Source organism: Francisella sp. LA112445, from assembly GCF_012224145.1.
Lineage (GTDB): Bacteria > Pseudomonadota > Gammaproteobacteria > Francisellales > Francisellaceae > Francisella.
In genome coordinates this window covers 308,580-327,882 of the sequence record NZ_CP041030.1, presented here as the reverse complement: position 1 = coordinate 327,882, position 19,303 = coordinate 308,580, and the positions used below count along the sequence as shown (strand labels likewise).

Here is a 19,303-nt window from a genome sequence, read left to right as displayed (position 1 = left end):
TTTATATAGAAATCTTATTTAATTCTCTATTTTGAAAATCATTTATGTATAAATGATTTTTAGTTACAATAAATTTCAAACCATACCTTACAATAATATTTTGTATTTTTTCATCAGGATATATAACTGGTTCTGTTATGTTGATCACATCAGTATCTTTTGTATATTTATATTGGAAATATCGATCATCATTATAAGTCAAAATATAATAATCATAAGCATCTTTCTTAACGACTAAAGGCTGATTAGAAACTTTTTCACTTAGTATTACAGTTTGTCTTTTGACTTTATGATGAGTACTTACGTTATATACAAGCATCTTTTTACCTGCAAAAATATATAAAGGGCTTTCGGCAAGTGTGTAAGTTGGATCTAAAGCAACTGCATAAACATTACTATTATTAATATCCCCTAAACCATTAATGCTATCTTTCACCGACACTGTATAAATATTTTGTAATGGGTTATAAGCTAAGTCCTCAATAATAACCGCTAAATTATCATCACTATCACGACGAGTTATTAAAACTGCTAAACTTGGCTCTGAATTGTCTTTTTCAAAATACCATGAGATTGCAGCAATATTTGAAGGAGGATCTAAGATTTTAACTGGTGTAGAGAGATCTAAAGCTGCCTTATCAAGATTATTCACAAGGTCACTAAGCTTCGTTGTAAATATATACAGTTGATCTTTATCATATATAGCCATCAACATTTGCCAATGACCTTTTATGAGATTCCAACCAATATTAATTTTATAATCACGTGATAAATCTAAATTTCTTAAACTTATAACTTGTGCTTTATTATTAACCGATATCAAAAGCCAGTTTGGTTCTTTTTTTATAAATCCAGTAAATCCAACTTGACGATCTTTAATTTGGAAATCTTTATCTAAACGATAAAACTTTTCTGAATTATTCATCCTACTTATATCAATATAAGGGACATTAAGCGGAATGATTGAGGAGTTATAATTTATCATCGAGTGTTTTGGTAAGCTTTTATATATAATGTCCTTGGTTATATCAAGGTTATTCTTATATGTGAGCTTATGGATTATGTTACTAGTAATTGCTGAAGGCTCGGCACGGTACAAACTAGCATCAACATCTTTATTAGAGAAGATTGGTTGCTTATTTTCTAAACTATTTTCAAATTGATAATTACCTAAAATCTTTTTACCAATCTTTATCGAACCCTTTTCAACAATTTGTTGCATATACTGTTGCTCAACTGTTGTAACTGTTTCTTGTAAAATTAGACTTTTTATACTAAGTAGATTGTATCTAAAAATATAAGCTAAGCTTGACACTGTCACCAAAACAACAAAACCAAATATCATAACAGATACTAATGATGAGCCTGTTATTTTTCTTATAATGTTAAGCCTCTTATTAATCATGACAATAAGATAACCTTTTCAAAGCTTTTATCTTTTATTTTAAATGATATTTTCAATGCTTTTGCTTTTATATTATCTAAATCAACATTTCTAGTTATATCTCTCCAATTAAGGTGCTGTCTGTTTAAAATAGAGTAACTTATCTTTAAATCTGAAACACCATCAACAACAGGATACGAAACTCCAGGATTTGAACCATCCTTAGTGTACAAATATAACGAGTAACTTAATTTACCAGAATTATTAGAGACATTATCTGCGGCTATATAAAATATTTGTATACTATACTTCCCTACATAATCTCCTTTATGATACTCACTTGATGGCGCAATAACTAAACCAACTTTATTATGTTTTTTATCTACATCAGTGATCCTAACAAGATTGATATCATCATTATTACATAATGCAAGATAGTCATTCTTCTCTAACTGCTCTATAGAGTTAAGATAGAGATTTAGATTTACAGGTTTAGTTGTCAAACTAGTAAATGTATCCTCGCTCTTTATCATTATGTAGTTCGTACCAGGCTGATATAAGCTTCCTTTTTTTCCTTTTAAAGAATTCTCTAGAAAACTTCCTATCGATGATATATCCCCAACCCTAACCGGCGAACTATCATACATAAAATCAAAATTTATTGAATTTTCACCCGTCCTATTCACATACTTCTGATTCTTAGTTCCATACTTACACGAGAGTCCTGCATTAGTCACAGCATCATAAAATATTTTTTTTGCAGTTAACTGTCTAATGTCTAAAGATGTTTTTTGCTTTGATTCTTTATATATTTTCTTTGAAGATAGATATATATTGATAGCCATAGTAATAACGATTGCAGATATTGTAACCGCTACTAAAAGCTCTACCAATGTTACACCTCTACTAGAAGTGTTTTTATTTATATACCTTTGCATAATATCAATTTAAATATTAACTGAACTTTTATATTTAATTATCTCTTTTGAAATTGTAATTCCAGAATCCTTGTTTTTCCCAATAAACTTTACTAAACTGGGATCTGATGATTTAGATTTCAAAAACTCATCGCCTTGGGTTGGAGATTTATTAAAATCTCCAGTTAAAATATAATGATCTATCTTTTTATCTAGCTCCTGATTCAGCTGTACTCTTTTTTCTGAAGTAACTGATGTCATTATAGTCGAGTTTATTACTAAAAAAGATGATGTTAGTATAAATAGACCTATCACAGATGAAAGTACACTCTCTATTAATGACAATCCTTTTTGTCGACTTATACTCAAGAGACTTAGCATCACTAATTAATCTTATTTAAACGAAGTATTTGGATTATATTAACATACCTTTATTTTAAAACTAAATATCTGGTGACTTTTTAGTCTTCTTGATCTTGCTTTAGCTCTAAAAGGACCTCTTTTATAATACCATTTTCTACTTTATATACTTTTATTAGAAATTCAGACTGATTCCAAGTGCTGCTACTATTTAAATTATCACCTAAAACATTTTTCAATAAATCTAAAACGGTATCTGCTGGATATTCAGATAGATCTACACCAGCTAACCTTTCAACTGCATATACAGGCGCCTCTGCCTTTATCAAAAACTTATTAGCTGATATTGTTAACCAAGGCTCTTTTACGAAATGGAACTCATCTGACATCTTACCTATCAAGATAGCTAATAAATTATCTAAAGTTATAAAACCTATTAAATTACGGTTTTTATACACTAATGCAAAATGTGGCTTTCCTTGTTGAAACTTACGTAACACATCTATTAGCTGATCATGATGTGAAACTCGTAGTATTGGTCGTAACTCTTCTTTTTTAGACTCATCATCTAAAGCACACAAAATATCCTTAGTATGTATAACACCAATAATATTCTTAGCTTTACTTTTATAAACAGGATACCTTGTATATAGATGCTTTTTAACCGTTTCAAGTTTTGCCTTGCTTGAAAGATCATAGTCTATAGCAACCATTTCTTTAATTGGTCGCATAGCATCGATTGCTTGTAAATTAGAAAACTCAACTATCCTTAAAAGGATATCTCTATGATCTTCAGTCATAGGTTTTTTAAAATGACTACTCTTAAGTATAAGTTTTATTTCATCGGCAGTATAACCATACTCAGCATCTGCAACAGAATCTAGTCTAAAAAACCTAAGAAGCCTATTTGCTGTTTCATTAAGAATCCAAATAAATGGCAACATTACCCAATAAAAAATATAAAGAGGTATACAAGTTAAAAGAGATAGTCTCTCAGTCTGCCTTATAGCCATAGATTTCGGCATTAGCTCACCTATAACTATATGTAAAAAAGATATTACTGCAAAGCCAACCGCAAAAGCTATAAACTTTGTAACCTCTGCTGATACTATTCCTAAATGTAGAAAAAATGGCTCTAGCAGTTCAGAAAATGCTGGCTCCCCGACCCAGCCTAGCCCTAACGATGCTAATGTAATTCCTAACTGACAAGCTGAAAGATATACATCAAGATTATTATGTACTTGGTATAGAATTTTACCTCTTAAACCTTTTTTTTGTTTTAAGATTTTTGCTTGGGAATGTCTAAGTTTAACTAAAGAAAATTCTGCAACGACAAAAAAGGCATTTAATAATACAAACCCAAATGCTATAACTAAATAAAATATATTATCATACTCAATCATATTACAAATGATTTTTTATCGTGCTTTACCTAGTATAACAACACATAGGACTGTGTTCAAAAATAACAATATACTTGGTAGCATACATAAGAAATACATAATGAAGTTTGTTTGAGGATAAAATTTTAAAATCGAATAAATGGCTACAGCTAATCCAAATATTGAAAAAGTCAATTTACCAAAATTATCATAAATAATCTGAGGCCACCCTTCTATCTTATCAAAAACTTTACTCGTCGGCTTCCAACCTTGAGGCTTATTTAGATAATAATTTATCTCTGCTTTGATTCCACACCAAAAAACAAAAGATGAGAGCATAAACATTGATATATATATCTGTGAAACTTTACTTAGAAAACTGCCCTTAATATCTCCACATAAGTAATACCAAAAGCTCAATATAAATAATGGCACAAGAGTTATGTTTACAATTAAAACAAACGCTGGATCTCCTTTCGGGAAAAGCACAAGAAGTAGTGCAAATATCGGAAACCCTGATGCTACTACCTTAAATAATAGGTATAACATATCAAGCTTCACTCTAAAATGAAGATTTGGTGATTTTATTATCTTTGACATATGTTTATGCATAACCTGCATACCACCAAATGACCATCTTAACCACATTTTCTCAAACTCTTTTAAAGATGTCGGTACCCACTCACCCGTTTTAAGAAAGACAGGTTTACTCCTAAAGCCTGCTTCATAGCACCTAAAACCTGCTGCAATATCTTCGGTTACCATCACTTGGGATTTATAATACTCTTCCCACTTTGATATCGCATTAAGTGCTTTTTTATTCCAGATACCATTGTGTCCTTGATAATTACAGTAACCATACTTACCAACAAATTCATTAAAATACCTAATTGTATTTTGGAAAATACTCGCAACTTTTGTAACTAAATTAGTACTATAATTGGTACTTTCAATAAGAAAACTTATAAAGCCTAGTTTCGAATCTTTCTTAAACTCTGACAAGCCTACCTTTAACGCATTTTCTGGTAATGTAGAGTCAGCATCTAAAAATAGTACATAATCAAAACTAACATTCTCCATGGCAATATCTAAATTGCGAGGTTTAAAACCTTCAACTCCATTTCTATGTATAAATTTACAGACTATGCCATCACTCATATGTTTTTGATTCACATACTCGCGCCACTTAATAAAATCCTTATTATCTAAATCACTATTATCAACAACTACTATTTCTTTTTTGTCTGCTGGGTAGTCTAGATTATAAGCAGAATCAAAAGTCATTTTACAAACATCAAAGGGCTCATTACGAGTAGTAATAACTATTGAGCAATCAAGATCTGATGTCTCTGTAAAAGTCTTAGTTTTTCTTAATTGATATAAACTATCTATAAAACAGTGTAAGCTTAGGATTATCCTATAGCCTAACAAAAAGAATGTTGGTAAAAGAATAACTAAGATTACTATAGAAATAAAAGGATGAGCATTATAATCAGCACCTAGAAAAGTTTGTGTCACATAAGCAACAAAACCAAAACTTAATAGCGCATATACAATACCTATAAATTTAAACTGGTCTTTTTTAGAAGATATAAATAAATATAGTAGAAATAAAAATAATAAAGATAGTAAAATTATTGAAGCCATAAATCGTCCTGTCAACGAAACACTAAATAGCACTCCTATTAAAACTATTAGGCTTAATGCTCGTTTCATCTAAAAACCGTAAAATCAAATGATAAGAATTCTACTGTAAAACGATCTAAGTAACAATAGCTTTGTTATAAAGCTTGCTTATATTTATTATATTCAAGCTGTATTGAATCCTCTGGTTTTGAAGTTAATAGACTAACAACTATTATCAATATACTGCTAGATACAAACCCAGGAACCATTGCATATATTTTAAACCACCCTCCTAAATTTGCAAATAACGGCCATACTAAAACTACTAGTGATCCTGATAAAATACCAGCCATAGCTCCAGACTTATTGATTCTAGACCAAAATAAAGAGAATATTACTACTGAGCCGAAAGAGCTTCCTAGTCCAGCCCATGCATAGCCTACTAACTTTAAGATAGTTGTATCAGGATTTAAAGATATTACTATTGCTACTATAGTTATTATAAGTACAATTAAACGACTAACATTTAACTGTTCACGATGTGAAGCATTTTTCCTTATAAATTTAGCATAAACATCCACAGAAAATGCACTTGATAATGCTAACAATTGTGCTGAGGATGTACTCATAACAGCAGAAAGAACAGCTGCCAACAATACCCCTTCAACCCATGGATTAAAAAATACTGATGATAATTTTAAAAATACTGACTCTGGGTTTATTTGACCTGTTTGATAATACGCTGCTCCAAGAATACCGACACAAGCTGCTCCGATAAGTGCTAATATCATCCAAGTCATACAGATCCACATAGCTTTATGAGTTTTATTTGGATCTTTTATTGCCATAAATCTCACAATAATATGTGGTTGACCAAAGTATCCTAGTCCCCAAGCGAGCAAAGAAATAATTGTAATTAAAGGAACACCAGAAGTTACATCATAGAATCCTTTAATATCAATATTTGACAAAATGCTAGTAGTTCCTGAGCTATCAAAATTAAAGTAAACAACAATTGGTACTAACAATAATGCAAATAGCATTAACGACCCTTGAAAGAAATCAATCCAAGATATTGCTAAAAAACCACCAACACAAGTATATATAAATATAATTGAAGCAGTTAGTAGTAAGGCACTTTGATATGAAATCCCAAACATAGAACTAAATAATACGCCTCCAGAGACAAAACCTGCTCCGACATATATTGTAAAGAAAATTACTAAAACGACTGCTGTCAGAGTTCTAATTATACCAGAACCATCATGAAATCTGTTTTCAAAATAAGCAGGTATAGTTATAGAATCTTTTGCAATTTCAGTATATATTCTTAATCTCTTTGCAATAACACCCCAGTTAATAAAAGCCCCTATTGTTAATCCCAGTGGCAACCAAATCTGATTAAATCCAGAAACCATAAATGCCCCAGGAAGAGCTAATAATAACCATGACCCCATATCAGATGCTCCAGCCCCTAATGCAGCGATAGGTGCGCTCAATGAACGGCCACCAAGCATATAGTCAGAGACTTTTTTTGTTTGAAAGTAAGAATACACGCCAATAGTAAAAATAATTACTATATATATTACGAAAGTAATCCAGAGAATACCTGTTTGATCCATTTGTTAAATACTTATTTTTTTAAACTATGTTTTAACAATCTACCATTTTAAAAAACGTTTTTAAACCTAGTTTATCAGCATTATTAGCTTTATTGGCAAAATTAACTTAATAAAAAATTATATTTAATAGATGCTATAGTCAAAACTTAAAATAACTTAAGAAAGATAGGTTCTGTGCACAAAAATAAATTCTCATCGAAGCCAAATAAAAGTACAAGCTAATTTAATCATACCCAGATATGCTGAAATGGTTTTATCAAACCTAGAAAATACTCTTCTAAAATGCTTAATTTTAGAAAAGAAATTCTCAATCAAATGTCTTTCTTTGTATATTTGAATATCAAAATCTATAGGGTTTATAGTATTTGATTTGCAGGGAATAACAGCTTCAGAGGATATATTTTGAATATGTTCTCTAATTTCATTAGAGTGATATGCTCTATCAGCGATAACTTTTGTATTATATACCTTCTGTAGTAGGTCTATTGCCACTTTACTATCATGAGTTTTACCTTCTGACAGTAATACTTCCAGCGGGTTGCCTAAAGCATCGGTCATAGCATGAATCTTGGTGGTTACTCCACCAACTGATCTACCAATTGCTTGGTTATCATTCTTGTCATATCCTGTAGCACAGGCATGTGCTCTTGCTATCGTTGAGTCAAGCATAACTTCTTGTAAATCAGGATTTTGCACTGACTTAAATAATTTAGAGAATATGTCTTTATCACTCCAATCCTTAAAACGCTTATGTATTGATCTATATTTACCATAATAAAATGGTAACATTCTCCATTGGCAGCCTGTACGTAATACATAAAATACTGCTTCAATAAACAATCTTAATTTGTCTTCATCATTGGTATGTATACCTTTTTGTGATTTTAAGAATAATAAAATACTTGACCAGAATACTTCTTTTATATGATAATGCATTTGCTAAACCCTTGGTATTTATTGTCTTTCAACTTCTAAATAACAACGGTTTAGCTATTTTCAATCTAATTTAGCTTTTTTTGTGCACAGAACCTATTTATTGTAGATTTTTTTAGGATATATAAGAATTTGTGATATTGATAAGCTTTTTAAAAAGCATATATCTTATATTTAAGACATAAATTTCTCTACGCCATCCTTAAAGTTAAAGCTATGCTCTGCTGTAATATGACGTACAGTTTTTGTAGTAGAACGCATAACAACACTATGAGTTACTGCAAAATATCCTCTAAGTGAACTTTTAACTCTTTTAACTCCTTGTAGCATATTTCCATCTGTAACGCCTGTTGCAGCAAATACAATATCTCCTGAAGCTAGATCATCAATATCATATTTTTTATCAAGATCTGTAATACCTAAACGATGAGCCCTTTGAACCTCTTCATCTGAGTGAAAAACTAGCCTTGCTTGCATTTGACCACCTAGACATTTTAGCGCGGCTGCGGATAAAACCCCCTCAGGAGCACCACCAGTACCTATAAATACATCAATACCTGAACCTTCAGTAGCTGTAGAGATAACACCTGAAACATCGCCATCGTCTATTAAAATAACTCTAGCGCCACATTCACGAGCTTCTTTAACAATATAATCATGTCGAGGTCTATCCATAGTACAAACAACTAAAGCTGATACATGAACTCCTTTGAACTTTGCGATTCTTTCTAAATTTTTTGTTACAGAGTCGTCTAAATCAACTATCCCTTTAGGTGCGTCAATTCCACCAACTGCTATTTTTTGCATATATACATCAGGAGCATTTAAAAACCCACCTTTATCTGCCATAGCTAAAACAGTAAGAGCATTTGCACCACCTTTTGATGTGATAGTTGTACCCTCAAGCGGATCTAGAGCAATATCAACCTCACAGCCTCCAGCACCGACTTTTTCACCAATATAAAGCATTGGAGCTTCATCAAGTTCTCCTTCACCTATAACAACAGTTCCATCGATATCAACTTCATTGAGAGCTTTTCTCATTGCATCTACAGCAGCTTGATCTGCAGCGATCTTATCTCCTCTGCCCATTTGACTCCAAGATGCTAATGCTGCTAATTCTGTTACTCTAACTGCCTCAAGAGCTACTTTTCTATTCATTACTCTGGTCCTTTTTGTTTTATAGTTTCTTAACTATAGGGGTTAAAAAGTCTTCTATTACATTTTTTAATTGTATTAATTTACCATGAAAAAAATGCCCAACTTGATCCATCTTTACTAAAGTCAAATCTGATTTTACTTTCTTAAGAGTAAAATCAAAAACAGAACTTGGATTAACTGTATCATCATCAATCCCTTGAATAACAAACCAAGGTACATTTGGCTCATCAAATTTAGTAAGATCAAATCTATCAACTGCTGGGGCAATCGTAATTAATGTTATAACATTATCTAACTTGCTTAAACCTTTATAAGCTATAGCGCCCCCGAATGAAAAACCACATAATAATATCTTTTTTACATCAGTATTATCTGCAATCCACTTACATACAGATAGCAAATCATCTAACTCACCATCTCCATCACCATACTCACCTTGACTATCTCCAACACCGCGGTAATTGAATCTGTATGACTGTATAGAATGAGTCTTCATTGCTCGAGAAATTGTTGTTACAACTTTATTGTGCATACTACCTTGATATAAAGGATGTGGATGACAAATTACAGCTGCAACTTGTGGATCAGAATCTTTGACTTTATCATGGGCTACTTCAATCTGCCCGACTTTACCTTGTATAAAAAAAGTGTTCATAACGATTACCAGCTATGACTCAACAGATAGGTCACAGTCCTCTAGTTTTATCAACTTTGTTTTCTTAGTAAATTTATACACAAAGTATAACATTACAAAAGCAAAAAAACCTATATATGTAGAAAAGAATTCAATAATAACACTTGTCCAACTTCTACCCGACATAGTAAGGATATTGACACCTTGACCTACTATCACAATACTTACTAAAGCTAAAGCTATAAGAGGAGCCCAAGGGAAAAATTTTGCTACAAATGGAAGATCTTTTAGATCTTTGCCTTGCTTAACATATGCTCTTCTGAAACGATAATGGCTAAGTGCTATTGTAAACCATGCGATAAATCCAGCTAAACTAGATATATTAACTAACCATGTAAATATTTGACCACTTCCAACAAATGATACAAAAAAGAAAGAACAACCAATCAAACAAGTAACCAATAACGCTATCATTGGTGTTCCTTTTGAGTTAACTGATGCAAATATTTTAGGTGCCTGTTTGATTTTTCCTAAGTGCCATAATACTCTTGTAGCACTATACATGCTTGCATTACATGCTGATAGTATTGCTGTTAGAATTATCACATTCATAATAGTAGCCGCTGAGCTTAATCCAACATTTTGAAATACTATGGTAAACGGGCTAATTGAAACATCATTGTTTGCACCTGCTTTAATTAAAGAAGGATTATTATATGGAATCAAGAAACTAATAATAACAACAGCTAAAATATAAAATATAAATAAACGCCAAAATGTTTGTTTGATTGCTTTTGGTATTGATGAAGTAGGATCCTTTGCCTCTCCGGCTGTCACACCAATCAGCTCACTGCCTTGGAAGGAAAATCCAGCAATCATAAATACAGAGATAAAGCCCCACCAACCATTATGAAATGGTGCGTCACCAATACTCCAATTTTCAAATCCTACACTTGAGTGATTACCTACTAGCCCAAGTATAGATAAAAAACCAACTATTATAAAAATGATAACTGTTGAAACTTTTATAAAAGACAACCAATACTCTACTTCACCATATACACGTACTGAAAACACATTCAGACAAAAAACTAAAACAAAGAAGAAACCACTCCACAGAAGTATAGAGCTACCAGGAAACCAATACTGCATAATCAAACCTGCAGCAATAACCTCAGTTGCAACAGTAATAGCCCAATTAAACCAATAGCTCCAACCTGTACTAAAACCTAATGCTGGGTCTACATATCTAGTTGCATATTCACAAAATGTACCTGTTACTGGACTATGAGCAGCCATCTCACCCAAACTTGCCATTAAGAAATAGACCATTATCGCTATGATTACATACGCTAAAACTGTGCCACCTGGTCCAGCATCAGCAATAGCACCTCCTAGTGCAACAAATAAACCAGTACCTATACAACCACCTAATGCAATCATTGACATATGGCGACTCTGTAAACTACGCTTAAGTTTTTGGGACATTAATTTTTTTTCTCCAATTTTATAGTTTAAAAAATTTTATATAAAAAAGTAAAACAAGTCTTTTGTCTTAACATTCTTTTATAAAACATAATATTTATTATCTCATTAATGACACATAAATCAATTAACCTTCGAATTCTCATAAAATTTTTAGCACATTCTTTGTAAAAAGATTCTACTAAACTAACCATTGAGATGCTTGTTTTGCTTCACGCACTACTTGCACTTGACCATTTGTATAAATGATCTCTGCAGGTAGTGTATGACATAAGAAAAAAGGCATACTTTCTGTAAAACCGTATGCTCCTGTTTGAGTAAATGCCAAATAGTTTCCTGGAGCGGTACTCTCAGGTAAGGCAATACTCCCTAGATGATCTATACTTGTACATAGGGGACCATGCAACTCCATAACTGTATGAACCTCTTGGTTAGTTTTTGATATATTTTTTACTGGAAAGGCTTGTTTTGTTATAAATGGACGACCTAAATGTTGACTTCCACCTTCTAAAATTAGCAACTTCTTATCATAAACTTTTTTTCTATCTATCACTTGTGTTACATACGCACCGCACTCACCTACAGCATAGCGACCTAACTCTAACCAAAAATTAACTTGTGGATATTTCATTTTCAATTGATTCAGAGCTTCTGCGACATCTTCAACTTTCATCTCATTAGTTTGATTGTAATAAGGTATTCCTAAACCTCCACCAAGATCTATAATTTTTAGATCTATTGAAATTTGATCTGCTAACGTAACTAAAGTTTCGGTAATGACCTCCCAAAGATGTGCAAGCTTTTCTACATCTGTAATATTGCCCCATTGGAAACAATGTAAACCTACCACATCAATATAATCATTTTCTATAGAGTTTTCTTTAAAAAAATTTACCCAGTCTTCAGGTGCTAATCCAAAAGGAGTCACGCTATCACCACCAAGAACATTCTTCTCATCAGATCTATCCCCCCAACTAATCTGAACTCGTAACAATGATGTTACTTGAACATTATATCTCTTAGTTGCTTTTAAAAGATTTAAATACTGCTGGGTACTCTCCAGCACAAAAGTTCGTACACCTTTCTCAATAAAATAACAAATCTGTTTATACGATTTTGCTGGTCCTGTATTTAAGATATTCTTAGGATCTACTCCTTGTTTTAAAACCTGGTCAAGCTCTCCACTACTTGCAACATCAAAAGATATATTTTGTTTAGCTATACTATCAATTATGCTTGATAATGGATTAGCTTTAACAGCATACCAAAGCTTTACTGGTAGTTTTTTTAAACTTATTAACTTATTTTCTAATGCATCTAAATCATAAAAAAAGAAAGGGCTACCTACTTCATCCGCTAGATTAAGTAAGTTATCCCTATGCAATCCCAAAGAAAACATTAACGTAGAGCCTCTTCTAAAGTTAAAGCTTTATCACTTTTATCATCACGATACTTAATAATTACAGGACAATAGGATTGTAAGCCATGAGCTTTTCCCCAAGTTGAGTTTATTGGTCGTGACCCTGGAACAACAATAGCACCATCAGGAATTTTTTCTCCTTTTTCAAGCATTCTTTCGTTAACACTATCATAAACCCTAACACCTCTTGAAAGAGAAACAGATGGTGCAATTACAGATCTTTTACCAACGATAACACCTTCAACAATAATAGCTCCAGCACTAACAAATACATCGTCTTCAATTATTACAGGGTTCATCCCAACAGGCTCAAGAACTCCTCCAATCTGCACTCCCGCTGATAAATGAACATTCTTACCTATTTGAGCACATGATCCAACCAGTGCATTACTATCAACCATTGTCCCCTCATCAACATAAGCCCCAGTATTTATATATGATGGTGGCATTATAATAACAGATGGTGCAACGTAAGCTCCTGCTCTAACAGATGACCCCCCAGGAACCATTCTAACGCCTTCGGACTTACTAAACTTACGTGGTGCTAAGTTATGTTTATCAACAAACCCTTCATAAGCACCTTCATAATCAACATTCACACCTGCTTTAAAGGCTTCTAAAATAGCTTTCTTAACTTCGACATTTACTTGCCAGCTTCCATCATCTAACTGCTCTGCTGCTCTTATTTGTCCTGATTGAAGCCCATCTAAAGTCTCTTGCCATCCCATAAAACTACTCTCCTATTTTCCTATCCTATAAATTTTATAAATCTGTGTAACTCTGTTTAACTAAACTATTAGCCTTTTTTAAATTAGTAATATCTGTTAACTCTTCTGCTACAAGTGGCGCTCTTAAAGTACTAGATCTTATTACACCATTATATTTAAGCCATACTTTGACTGGTATTGGATTAGCAACCTCAAAGCATGCTTTTGTTGCATCTTTCCAAGTCTGACGATGACTTTGTTGTATCGTTTTATTTATACTTTCTTTAACATAACTTCTAACTTGCTTAGGCCAAATATTTGATATCACAGATATTAACCCTACAGCACCACAATTTGATAGTTCTGGAAGTATTCCATCTTCACCGCTATACATTCTTAAATTTGGTGCAATCTGAGCATATTTTGCAAAACGTTCACAATCCCCAGAAGCTTCTTTGATTGCCCATGCATTTTTATGACCTTTTATATTCTCTAGTGCTTCATAACTTAAATTTACACCAGTTCTAGATGGAACATTATATAAAACACATGGCTTTTGTGCTGCATCAAGTAGACTTCTAAACCAATTAGTTTGACCAACTGTCCCAGGTTTAGCATAAAGTGGTGTTACTAATAAAAAACAATCAATATTCTCAGAGTTACAAAACTCTATCCATTTAATCTGCTGATCAAGTCTAGATCCTCCAACACCAACCATTATCGGCGTATTCAGCTCTAATGAGCACGTAAATTTAACCACCTCACACTGCTCTTCAAAACTTAGTGCTAATGCTTCTCCAGTGCTACCTAAAATTAATATTCCACAGCCAGACTCTGCCTGATATTTTAAAATTCTTTCAAAACTACAATAATCTATTTCACCATTCTCAAGCATAGGTGTTACTATCGCGGTATAAAGATCTTTATTAATATTCATTTGCATACTCCTTAGCAACAACCTCTTCAAATTGATAAAATCCATATAAACTAGGGTTATTTATGGCATATTTAGCTGCCCAAATAGCTCCTTGAGCAAAAAGTTTTCTATCATGGGCAGTATGTTTTAGCTCAATAGTTTCATATTCATAGCTAAGTGTCGCTTCATGAATTCCTTTGATATCACCTAACCGTTCTGAGGATATCCCACAATGATCAACATCTAACCACTTTTGCCATGATATTGCTGTACCACTTGGAGCATCTAGCTTTCTTGTGTGATGAATTTCTTTTATCGTGTACTCTAATTGTGGAATTAAATGCTGAATTTTGCCTAGTGAGTTTAAAGCTTCTTTAATAAAAACCATGGATAAACTAAAGTTATTAGCAACAATCCACATATTTTTATTTATAGTAATTTGCTTAATAACATCTTGAGTATATTCAAAACCTGTTGCTCCACAAATAATGGGGGTTGTCGTCTCTAATAAAATTGGTAATATATCTGCCAAAACTTTAGCTGAAACAAATATAATTACAGCATCAGCATTATTAAGTTTTTCAACTGTAACTGTATTACTTGAGTCAAAAATTTCATATACACTTTGACTTCCAAGTAAATCTAAAACAGCTTGACCTGTGTTACCTTTGCCTACAACTGCAATTTTCATACCATCCTTCCTTTTTCAAAAAATTGATTATAAATTTTTTGCATAACTTGAGATGATTCATTTTGGTCAACAAGTAGACACATATTATGCCCACTAGCTCCATGACTAAGTAAACGTATATTATGCTCTGATAACTCAGAAAATAATCTTGAGCTAATACTCTTAGTCTGATGGATATTATTACCAACTATCGCAACTAAGGATAGGTTCTCATCAATCTTTATTTCAACATCGCCAATCTCGTGTAGATCTTCTAATAAGCTTGGTGTAAGTATAGTATCACCTATAGATTGGCTACCAATAGGATCTAAGGTCAAGGCAAGACTTACTTCACTAGTAGTTACTAAATCAATACTTACCTTATGATTTGCTAAAACCTGAAAAACTTTAGCCAAGAAACCTTGGGTATGAACCATATCATAGCTCTTTATCGTCAGTAACACTTGATTTTTACGTTCAGCAACAGCTCGAACAACTGGAAGCTCTTGATCTAAATTCTTTGTAATCCATGTCCCAGGGTTATCTGGATTAAAAGTTGATCCTATAAATACATTTATATTACTTCTTATAGCAGGCCATAATGTACTAGGATGTAAGACTTTAGCCCCAAAAGTTGCTAGTTCTGCAGCTTCATTATAAGACATTTTCTGTATTGATACAGCACTTGGTATTGCTCTAGGATCAGCTTGATAGATGCCTGGAACATCTGTCCAAATCAGTAAATCTTTCGCATCTATAGCCTCAGCGATTAAAGCTGCTGAATAATCACTTCCGCCACGACCAAGAGTAGTTGTAAGACCTTGAGATCCTTGACCCATAAAACCTTCCGTTACTACAATACTATCTTGAATTAATGGCACTAATTTTTGCTGTGCATTTGAGCGGATACTTTTAGTGATAGGTTTTGCCTGACCATAGTGGTTATCAGTTTTCATAAACTCTGTCGCTCTTAGGTGTCTAGCATTAATACCTGATTGAACTAAAAGCTCAGTCATTATCGTTGCTGAGATCAATTCACCAAAAGATAATATCTCATCTGATAATTGAGGGGTTTTTAATCTTAAAGATAATTTTGTAAGAGACTCTAAATCTTTTATAACCTCTTTTATTCTCATTGAGGTTTCAGGATTTTTAATATGCTCTAGTATTGGGTAGACAATTTCTTGTATTTTACTAATTGTTTCTTGTATAGAACTCTCATTAGAACAGCTTGTCACAAGCTTTACTAAAAGATTAGTAACTCCAGATTGAGCACTTACAACTACTACCTTAACTTGAGATGTATTTCTTATAATTTCAATACATTTTGTTATTGATTCAATATTGGCAACACTTGTACCACCGAATTTTGCAACACTTATTTGATCTTCCACAAAGCTCTCCATGTTTTCACTAAATGGGGAAACTAAAGACTTTGCAAATTAATGCTTAGACCGAAGCGCCCCACGTTTAAGTTCAACGTGACAGTTCTGCTACCTTTCAGTATCAGACCCAAGAATACAGTTCATAACTTCTATATTCTTTCGGCACAGTCTCTAAAAATCTAATCATCTCTAAGCGTTATGACTTTCAGATTAGCATTATAGACTATGCACCTCTTCTTTAAATTACATCAGTAAGAAAACTTACTAATTTTGAGTCTAACATAGTAAATCAAAACCTGTCAAACCCTATTTGGCATTTTAATAAAATTAAATTAATAATTATTTTTTCTTTAAATAATCTTTATATTTGTTTATATCAAATAATCATTAAAAGTTAATAAGACAATATAAAATCTTTCAGTCTCTTAATAGCTTCCTCTAAAACATCTCTTTGAGCCGCAGCACTAATTCTAATATGTCCTGACAAACCAAAGGCACTGCCATGAATAACACCTACAAAAGTTTCTTCTAAAAGTTTTATACAAAAGCTCTCATCTGAGAGGTGCATCCTTTCTAAAACTTCACTTATATCTAAAAATATATAAAAACCTCCCTGAGGCATAAAAACTTTAACATCAGGTATATCTTTTAAAGCGTTAAAAACAAAAGAAACGCTTTCATAATACTCTTGATTCATATGCTCAATATCCGCTCTTTCTAACTTTAGCGCCTCTATCGCTGCAATTTGTGAAATTGAACAAGCACAAGATAAAGATTGTGACTGAAATTTCTTAATAGCATTTATAAAATCCGAAGGTGCTAAAATATGTCCAACTCGCCACCCTGTCATTGCGTAATTCTTAGAAACTCCACTAGCTACTATGACACGATCTTTAAGCTCAGCAGAGATCTTTGTAACAGGAATAGGAGCTCTATCCCAATAAACCTGATCATATATCTCATCACTAATTAATACAATATGAGGATACTTTTTCATTAAATCAGCTAAAGCTAACATTGTAGCTTCTGAGTAAATTGCTCCTGAAGGGTTATTAGGAATATTTATTAAAATAGCTTTGGTTTTTGAGCTTATTAGACTTTCAAGCTTTTTGATATCAGGCTCAAAACCATTTTCAATATCTGTTTCTAAAACAACTGGTACACCTCCTGATAATTTAATCATATCTGGATAAGAAGCCCAATATGGAGCCATATAAATAATTTCATCACCATCATTAATAATACAGTTAAATATATTATGAAGACTATGTTTAGCTCCAGTTGTAACACAAACCTCATCAAGCTCATAATTAACACCATAATCACTATAGTAGCGACTTATTATCGCTTGTCTTAAATCTCTATAACCATCTACGGTTGTATATTGGGTATAATTATTTTCGATTGCCATAATACCTGCTTTTTTCACGACATCAGGTGTGTTAAATCCTGGCTCTCCTACATTTAGAGAGAGAATTTTCGCTCCTTTTTCAACAAGTTCTTGGACTTTAGAAGACATTAATGCTGTTGCTGAAGGTTTAATACTCGTTACACGATTACTAATTTGTATAGCCATTGATTTTCCTATTCTTTCACTAATAATGGGAGCTAAGACTTTGCAAAAATTAATGCTTAGACCGAAGCGCTCCACGTTTAAGTTCAACGTGACAGTTCTGCTACCTTTCAGTATCAGATCCAAGAATATAGCTCATAACATACATATTCTTTCGGCACAATCTCTAAAAATCTAATCATCTCTAAGCGTTATGGCTTTCAGATTAGCATTATAAATTATGCACCTCTTCTTTAATTACGTCAGTAAGAAAACTTACTAATTTTGAGCCTAACACAGAAACTCAAAGCCTGTCAAATTCTATTTAGCATTTCATAAAATAGTTATAAGAAAGTTTGATAAGGATTTTTTGATATTTAAAGGTTTTAAGGTCCTAGAAAGATATAAGGACTTGATATTAATAAAAATTTAACCGGAATGTTTTTCTATCTCAGGAGGCTTTCTATTGCGTTCATACATCACCCAGTACACAATCCAGGTACATATATAGACAAATATCCCACAGAAAATTACATCACTAAAAAAGTGTCCTCCTTGAGCCATTCTCATTAGGCCCAAGCCTCCTCCGGCTAATACAGCAACAGCAAAAGCTAGAGCTTTCTTTCTACGTGTAGCAGCTAAAGGCATAAAAGCAAAAAGCCAAAAGCCCATAGAAGCATCACCACAAGGGAAAGAGCAGTTAGTAGTACATTGGTTAGATATCACAAATGGTTGTTGGAAGATTTTATCACCGTTAAACTGTTGTACCATATATGGTCTAGGCCTACCCCAATGGTTTTTAAATACAGCATTTACTACCAAACCTGGACCTACCCATAAACACACAGCTATAAAAAATATTGCCTTTCTATTTTTTATCCTAAAAGCTTTAATAAATAATGAGCCGAGTAAAAATAAAATAACAGCTATCGAAAATACTACGGGGAACCTCATAGCAAAAGTATGCATAAAACCAAAGAAGCCATGACTAGGACTAACTGCAAAGCCACTTGTTGGACTATAAAAGTCACCAGCTAAAGCCAAATCTAAATGTGGGAATATCAGAAAAAATACCCAAGCACAAAAGCAAACTATTAAGCCTACTATTATATGAAATTTTGCCAAAATTTATCCTTAATTATACTTATA

Annotated in this window: 17 protein-coding genes and 2 riboswitches; all 17 genes read right to left on the bottom strand. The window is 32.6% G+C overall.

Features of this window, described 5'->3' with window-relative positions; genetic code table 11:
- Position 1 precedes the first annotated feature (1 nt).
- A complete protein-coding gene (locus FIP56_RS01620) occupies positions 2-1,405 on the bottom strand; it encodes a hypothetical protein (RefSeq protein WP_192577245.1) in 1,404 nt (467 codons plus the stop codon).
- Positions 1,402-2,322, bottom strand: a complete 921-nt coding sequence (locus FIP56_RS01615; protein ID WP_192577244.1) for a prepilin-type N-terminal cleavage/methylation domain-containing protein — start codon at positions 2,320-2,322, stop codon at positions 1,402-1,404. Before FIP56_RS01615 ends, FIP56_RS01620 begins: the two co-directional genes overlap by 4 nt.
- A gap of 9 nt (positions 2,323-2,331) precedes the next feature.
- Positions 2,332-2,670, bottom strand: a complete 339-nt coding sequence (locus FIP56_RS01610) for a hypothetical protein (RefSeq protein ID WP_245323083.1) — start codon at positions 2,668-2,670, stop codon at positions 2,332-2,334.
- Positions 2,671-2,762: 92 nt separating this feature from the next.
- Positions 2,763-4,064 (bottom strand): hemolysin family protein, encoded by a 1,302-nt coding sequence (locus FIP56_RS01605; RefSeq protein ID WP_192577243.1) that lies wholly within the window; start codon positions 4,062-4,064, stop codon positions 2,763-2,765.
- 15 nt (positions 4,065-4,079) lie between these two features.
- Positions 4,080-5,759 (bottom strand): glycosyltransferase family 2 protein, encoded by a 1,680-nt coding sequence (locus tag FIP56_RS01600; protein WP_192577242.1) that lies wholly within the window; start codon positions 5,757-5,759, stop codon positions 4,080-4,082.
- A 65-nt stretch (positions 5,760-5,824) separates the two neighbouring features.
- Positions 5,825-7,291: a sodium/proline symporter PutP gene (gene putP / locus FIP56_RS01595; protein WP_192577241.1), complete on the bottom strand. Its 1,467-nt coding sequence runs from the start codon at positions 7,289-7,291 to the stop codon at positions 5,825-5,827.
- 192 nt (positions 7,292-7,483) lie between these two features.
- Positions 7,484-8,227 (bottom strand): IS5 family transposase, encoded by a 744-nt coding sequence (locus tag FIP56_RS01590; protein WP_192576991.1) that lies wholly within the window; start codon positions 8,225-8,227, stop codon positions 7,484-7,486.
- 171 nt (positions 8,228-8,398) lie between these two features.
- On the bottom strand, positions 8,399-9,385 hold the full coding sequence (gene glpX, locus FIP56_RS01585) for a class II fructose-bisphosphatase (RefSeq protein ID WP_192577240.1): 987 nt from the start codon (positions 9,383-9,385) through the stop codon (positions 8,399-8,401).
- Positions 9,386-9,404: 19 nt separating this feature from the next.
- Complete coding sequence (locus tag FIP56_RS01580; RefSeq protein ID WP_192577239.1) at positions 9,405-10,040, bottom strand: alpha/beta hydrolase; 636 nt, start codon at positions 10,038-10,040, stop codon at positions 9,405-9,407.
- Between the two features lie 12 nt (positions 10,041-10,052).
- The gene (locus FIP56_RS01575; protein WP_192577238.1) at positions 10,053-11,507 is read right to left on the bottom strand and encodes an amino acid permease; all 1,455 of its coding nucleotides are present in this window, start codon (positions 11,505-11,507) and stop codon (positions 10,053-10,055) included.
- A 178-nt stretch (positions 11,508-11,685) separates the two neighbouring features.
- Positions 11,686-12,903: a PLP-dependent decarboxylase gene (locus FIP56_RS01570; RefSeq protein ID WP_192577237.1), complete on the bottom strand. Its 1,218-nt coding sequence runs from the start codon at positions 12,901-12,903 to the stop codon at positions 11,686-11,688.
- Positions 12,903-13,652 carry a 2,3,4,5-tetrahydropyridine-2,6-dicarboxylate N-succinyltransferase gene (locus FIP56_RS01565; protein ID WP_192577236.1) on the bottom strand — a complete coding sequence of 250 codons (750 nt, stop codon included), beginning with the start codon at positions 13,650-13,652 and terminating at the stop codon, positions 12,903-12,905. Before FIP56_RS01565 ends, FIP56_RS01570 begins: the two co-directional genes overlap by 1 nt.
- A 34-nt stretch (positions 13,653-13,686) precedes the next feature.
- Entirely contained in the window at positions 13,687-14,568 is an 882-nt protein-coding gene (gene dapA / locus FIP56_RS01560) for a 4-hydroxy-tetrahydrodipicolinate synthase (RefSeq protein WP_245323082.1), read from the bottom strand.
- Positions 14,558-15,238: a dihydrodipicolinate reductase C-terminal domain-containing protein gene (locus FIP56_RS01555; protein WP_192577234.1), complete on the bottom strand. Its 681-nt coding sequence runs from the start codon at positions 15,236-15,238 to the stop codon at positions 14,558-14,560. The genes dapA and FIP56_RS01555 overlap by 11 nt, the downstream gene beginning before the upstream one ends.
- Positions 15,235-16,611 carry a lysine-sensitive aspartokinase 3 gene (gene lysC / locus FIP56_RS01550; protein ID WP_192577233.1) on the bottom strand — a complete coding sequence of 459 codons (1,377 nt, stop codon included), beginning with the start codon at positions 16,609-16,611 and terminating at the stop codon, positions 15,235-15,237. The genes FIP56_RS01555 and lysC overlap by 4 nt, the downstream gene beginning before the upstream one ends.
- 55 nt (positions 16,612-16,666) lie before the next feature.
- Positions 16,667-16,846, bottom strand: a riboswitch (Lysine riboswitch).
- Positions 16,847-16,996: 150 nt separating this feature from the next.
- Complete coding sequence (locus FIP56_RS01545; protein ID WP_192577232.1) at positions 16,997-18,178, bottom strand: pyridoxal phosphate-dependent aminotransferase; 1,182 nt, start codon at positions 18,176-18,178, stop codon at positions 16,997-16,999.
- A gap of 56 nt (positions 18,179-18,234) precedes the next feature.
- Positions 18,235-18,414, bottom strand: a riboswitch (Lysine riboswitch).
- Positions 18,415-18,583: 169 nt separating this feature from the next.
- Positions 18,584-19,279, bottom strand: a complete 696-nt coding sequence (gene lpxF, locus FIP56_RS01540; protein ID WP_192577231.1) for a lipid A 4'-phosphatase LpxF — start codon at positions 19,277-19,279, stop codon at positions 18,584-18,586.
- Between the last annotated feature and the right edge of the window lie 24 nt (positions 19,280-19,303).

Bases quoted from the DNA above. Each gene is read 5' to 3' on its own strand.
- FIP56_RS01605 (WP_192577243.1), bottom strand. From the start codon at position 4,064: ATGATTGAGTATGATAATATATTTTATTTAGTTATAGCATTTGGGTTT.
- FIP56_RS01600 (WP_192577242.1), bottom strand. From the start codon at position 5,759: ATGAAACGAGCATTAAGCCTAATAGTTTTAATAGGAGTGCTATTTAGT.
- FIP56_RS01590 (WP_192576991.1), bottom strand. From the start codon at position 8,227: ATGCATTATCATATAAAAGAAGTATTCTGGTCAAGTATTTTATTATTC.
- FIP56_RS01620 (WP_192577245.1), bottom strand. From the start codon at position 1,405: ATGATTAATAAGAGGCTTAACATTATAAGAAAAATAACAGGCTCATCA.
- FIP56_RS01545 (WP_192577232.1), bottom strand. From the start codon at position 18,178: ATGGCTATACAAATTAGTAATCGTGTAACGAGTATTAAACCTTCAGCA.
- FIP56_RS01555 (WP_192577234.1), bottom strand. From the start codon at position 15,238: ATGAAAATTGCAGTTGTAGGCAAAGGTAACACAGGTCAAGCTGTTTTA.
- FIP56_RS01565 (WP_192577236.1), bottom strand. From the start codon at position 13,652: ATGGGATGGCAAGAGACTTTAGATGGGCTTCAATCAGGACAAATAAGA.
- putP (WP_192577241.1), bottom strand. From the start codon at position 7,291: ATGGATCAAACAGGTATTCTCTGGATTACTTTCGTAATATATATAGTA.
- FIP56_RS01575 (WP_192577238.1), bottom strand. From the start codon at position 11,507: ATGTCCCAAAAACTTAAGCGTAGTTTACAGAGTCGCCATATGTCAATG.
- FIP56_RS01570 (WP_192577237.1), bottom strand. From the start codon at position 12,903: ATGTTTTCTTTGGGATTGCATAGGGATAACTTACTTAATCTAGCGGAT.
- FIP56_RS01615 (WP_192577244.1), bottom strand. From the start codon at position 2,322: ATGCAAAGGTATATAAATAAAAACACTTCTAGTAGAGGTGTAACATTG.
- dapA (WP_245323082.1), bottom strand. From the start codon at position 14,568: ATGAATATTAATAAAGATCTTTATACCGCGATAGTAACACCTATGCTT.
- FIP56_RS01580 (WP_192577239.1), bottom strand. From the start codon at position 10,040: ATGAACACTTTTTTTATACAAGGTAAAGTCGGGCAGATTGAAGTAGCC.
- glpX (WP_192577240.1), bottom strand. From the start codon at position 9,385: ATGAATAGAAAAGTAGCTCTTGAGGCAGTTAGAGTAACAGAATTAGCA.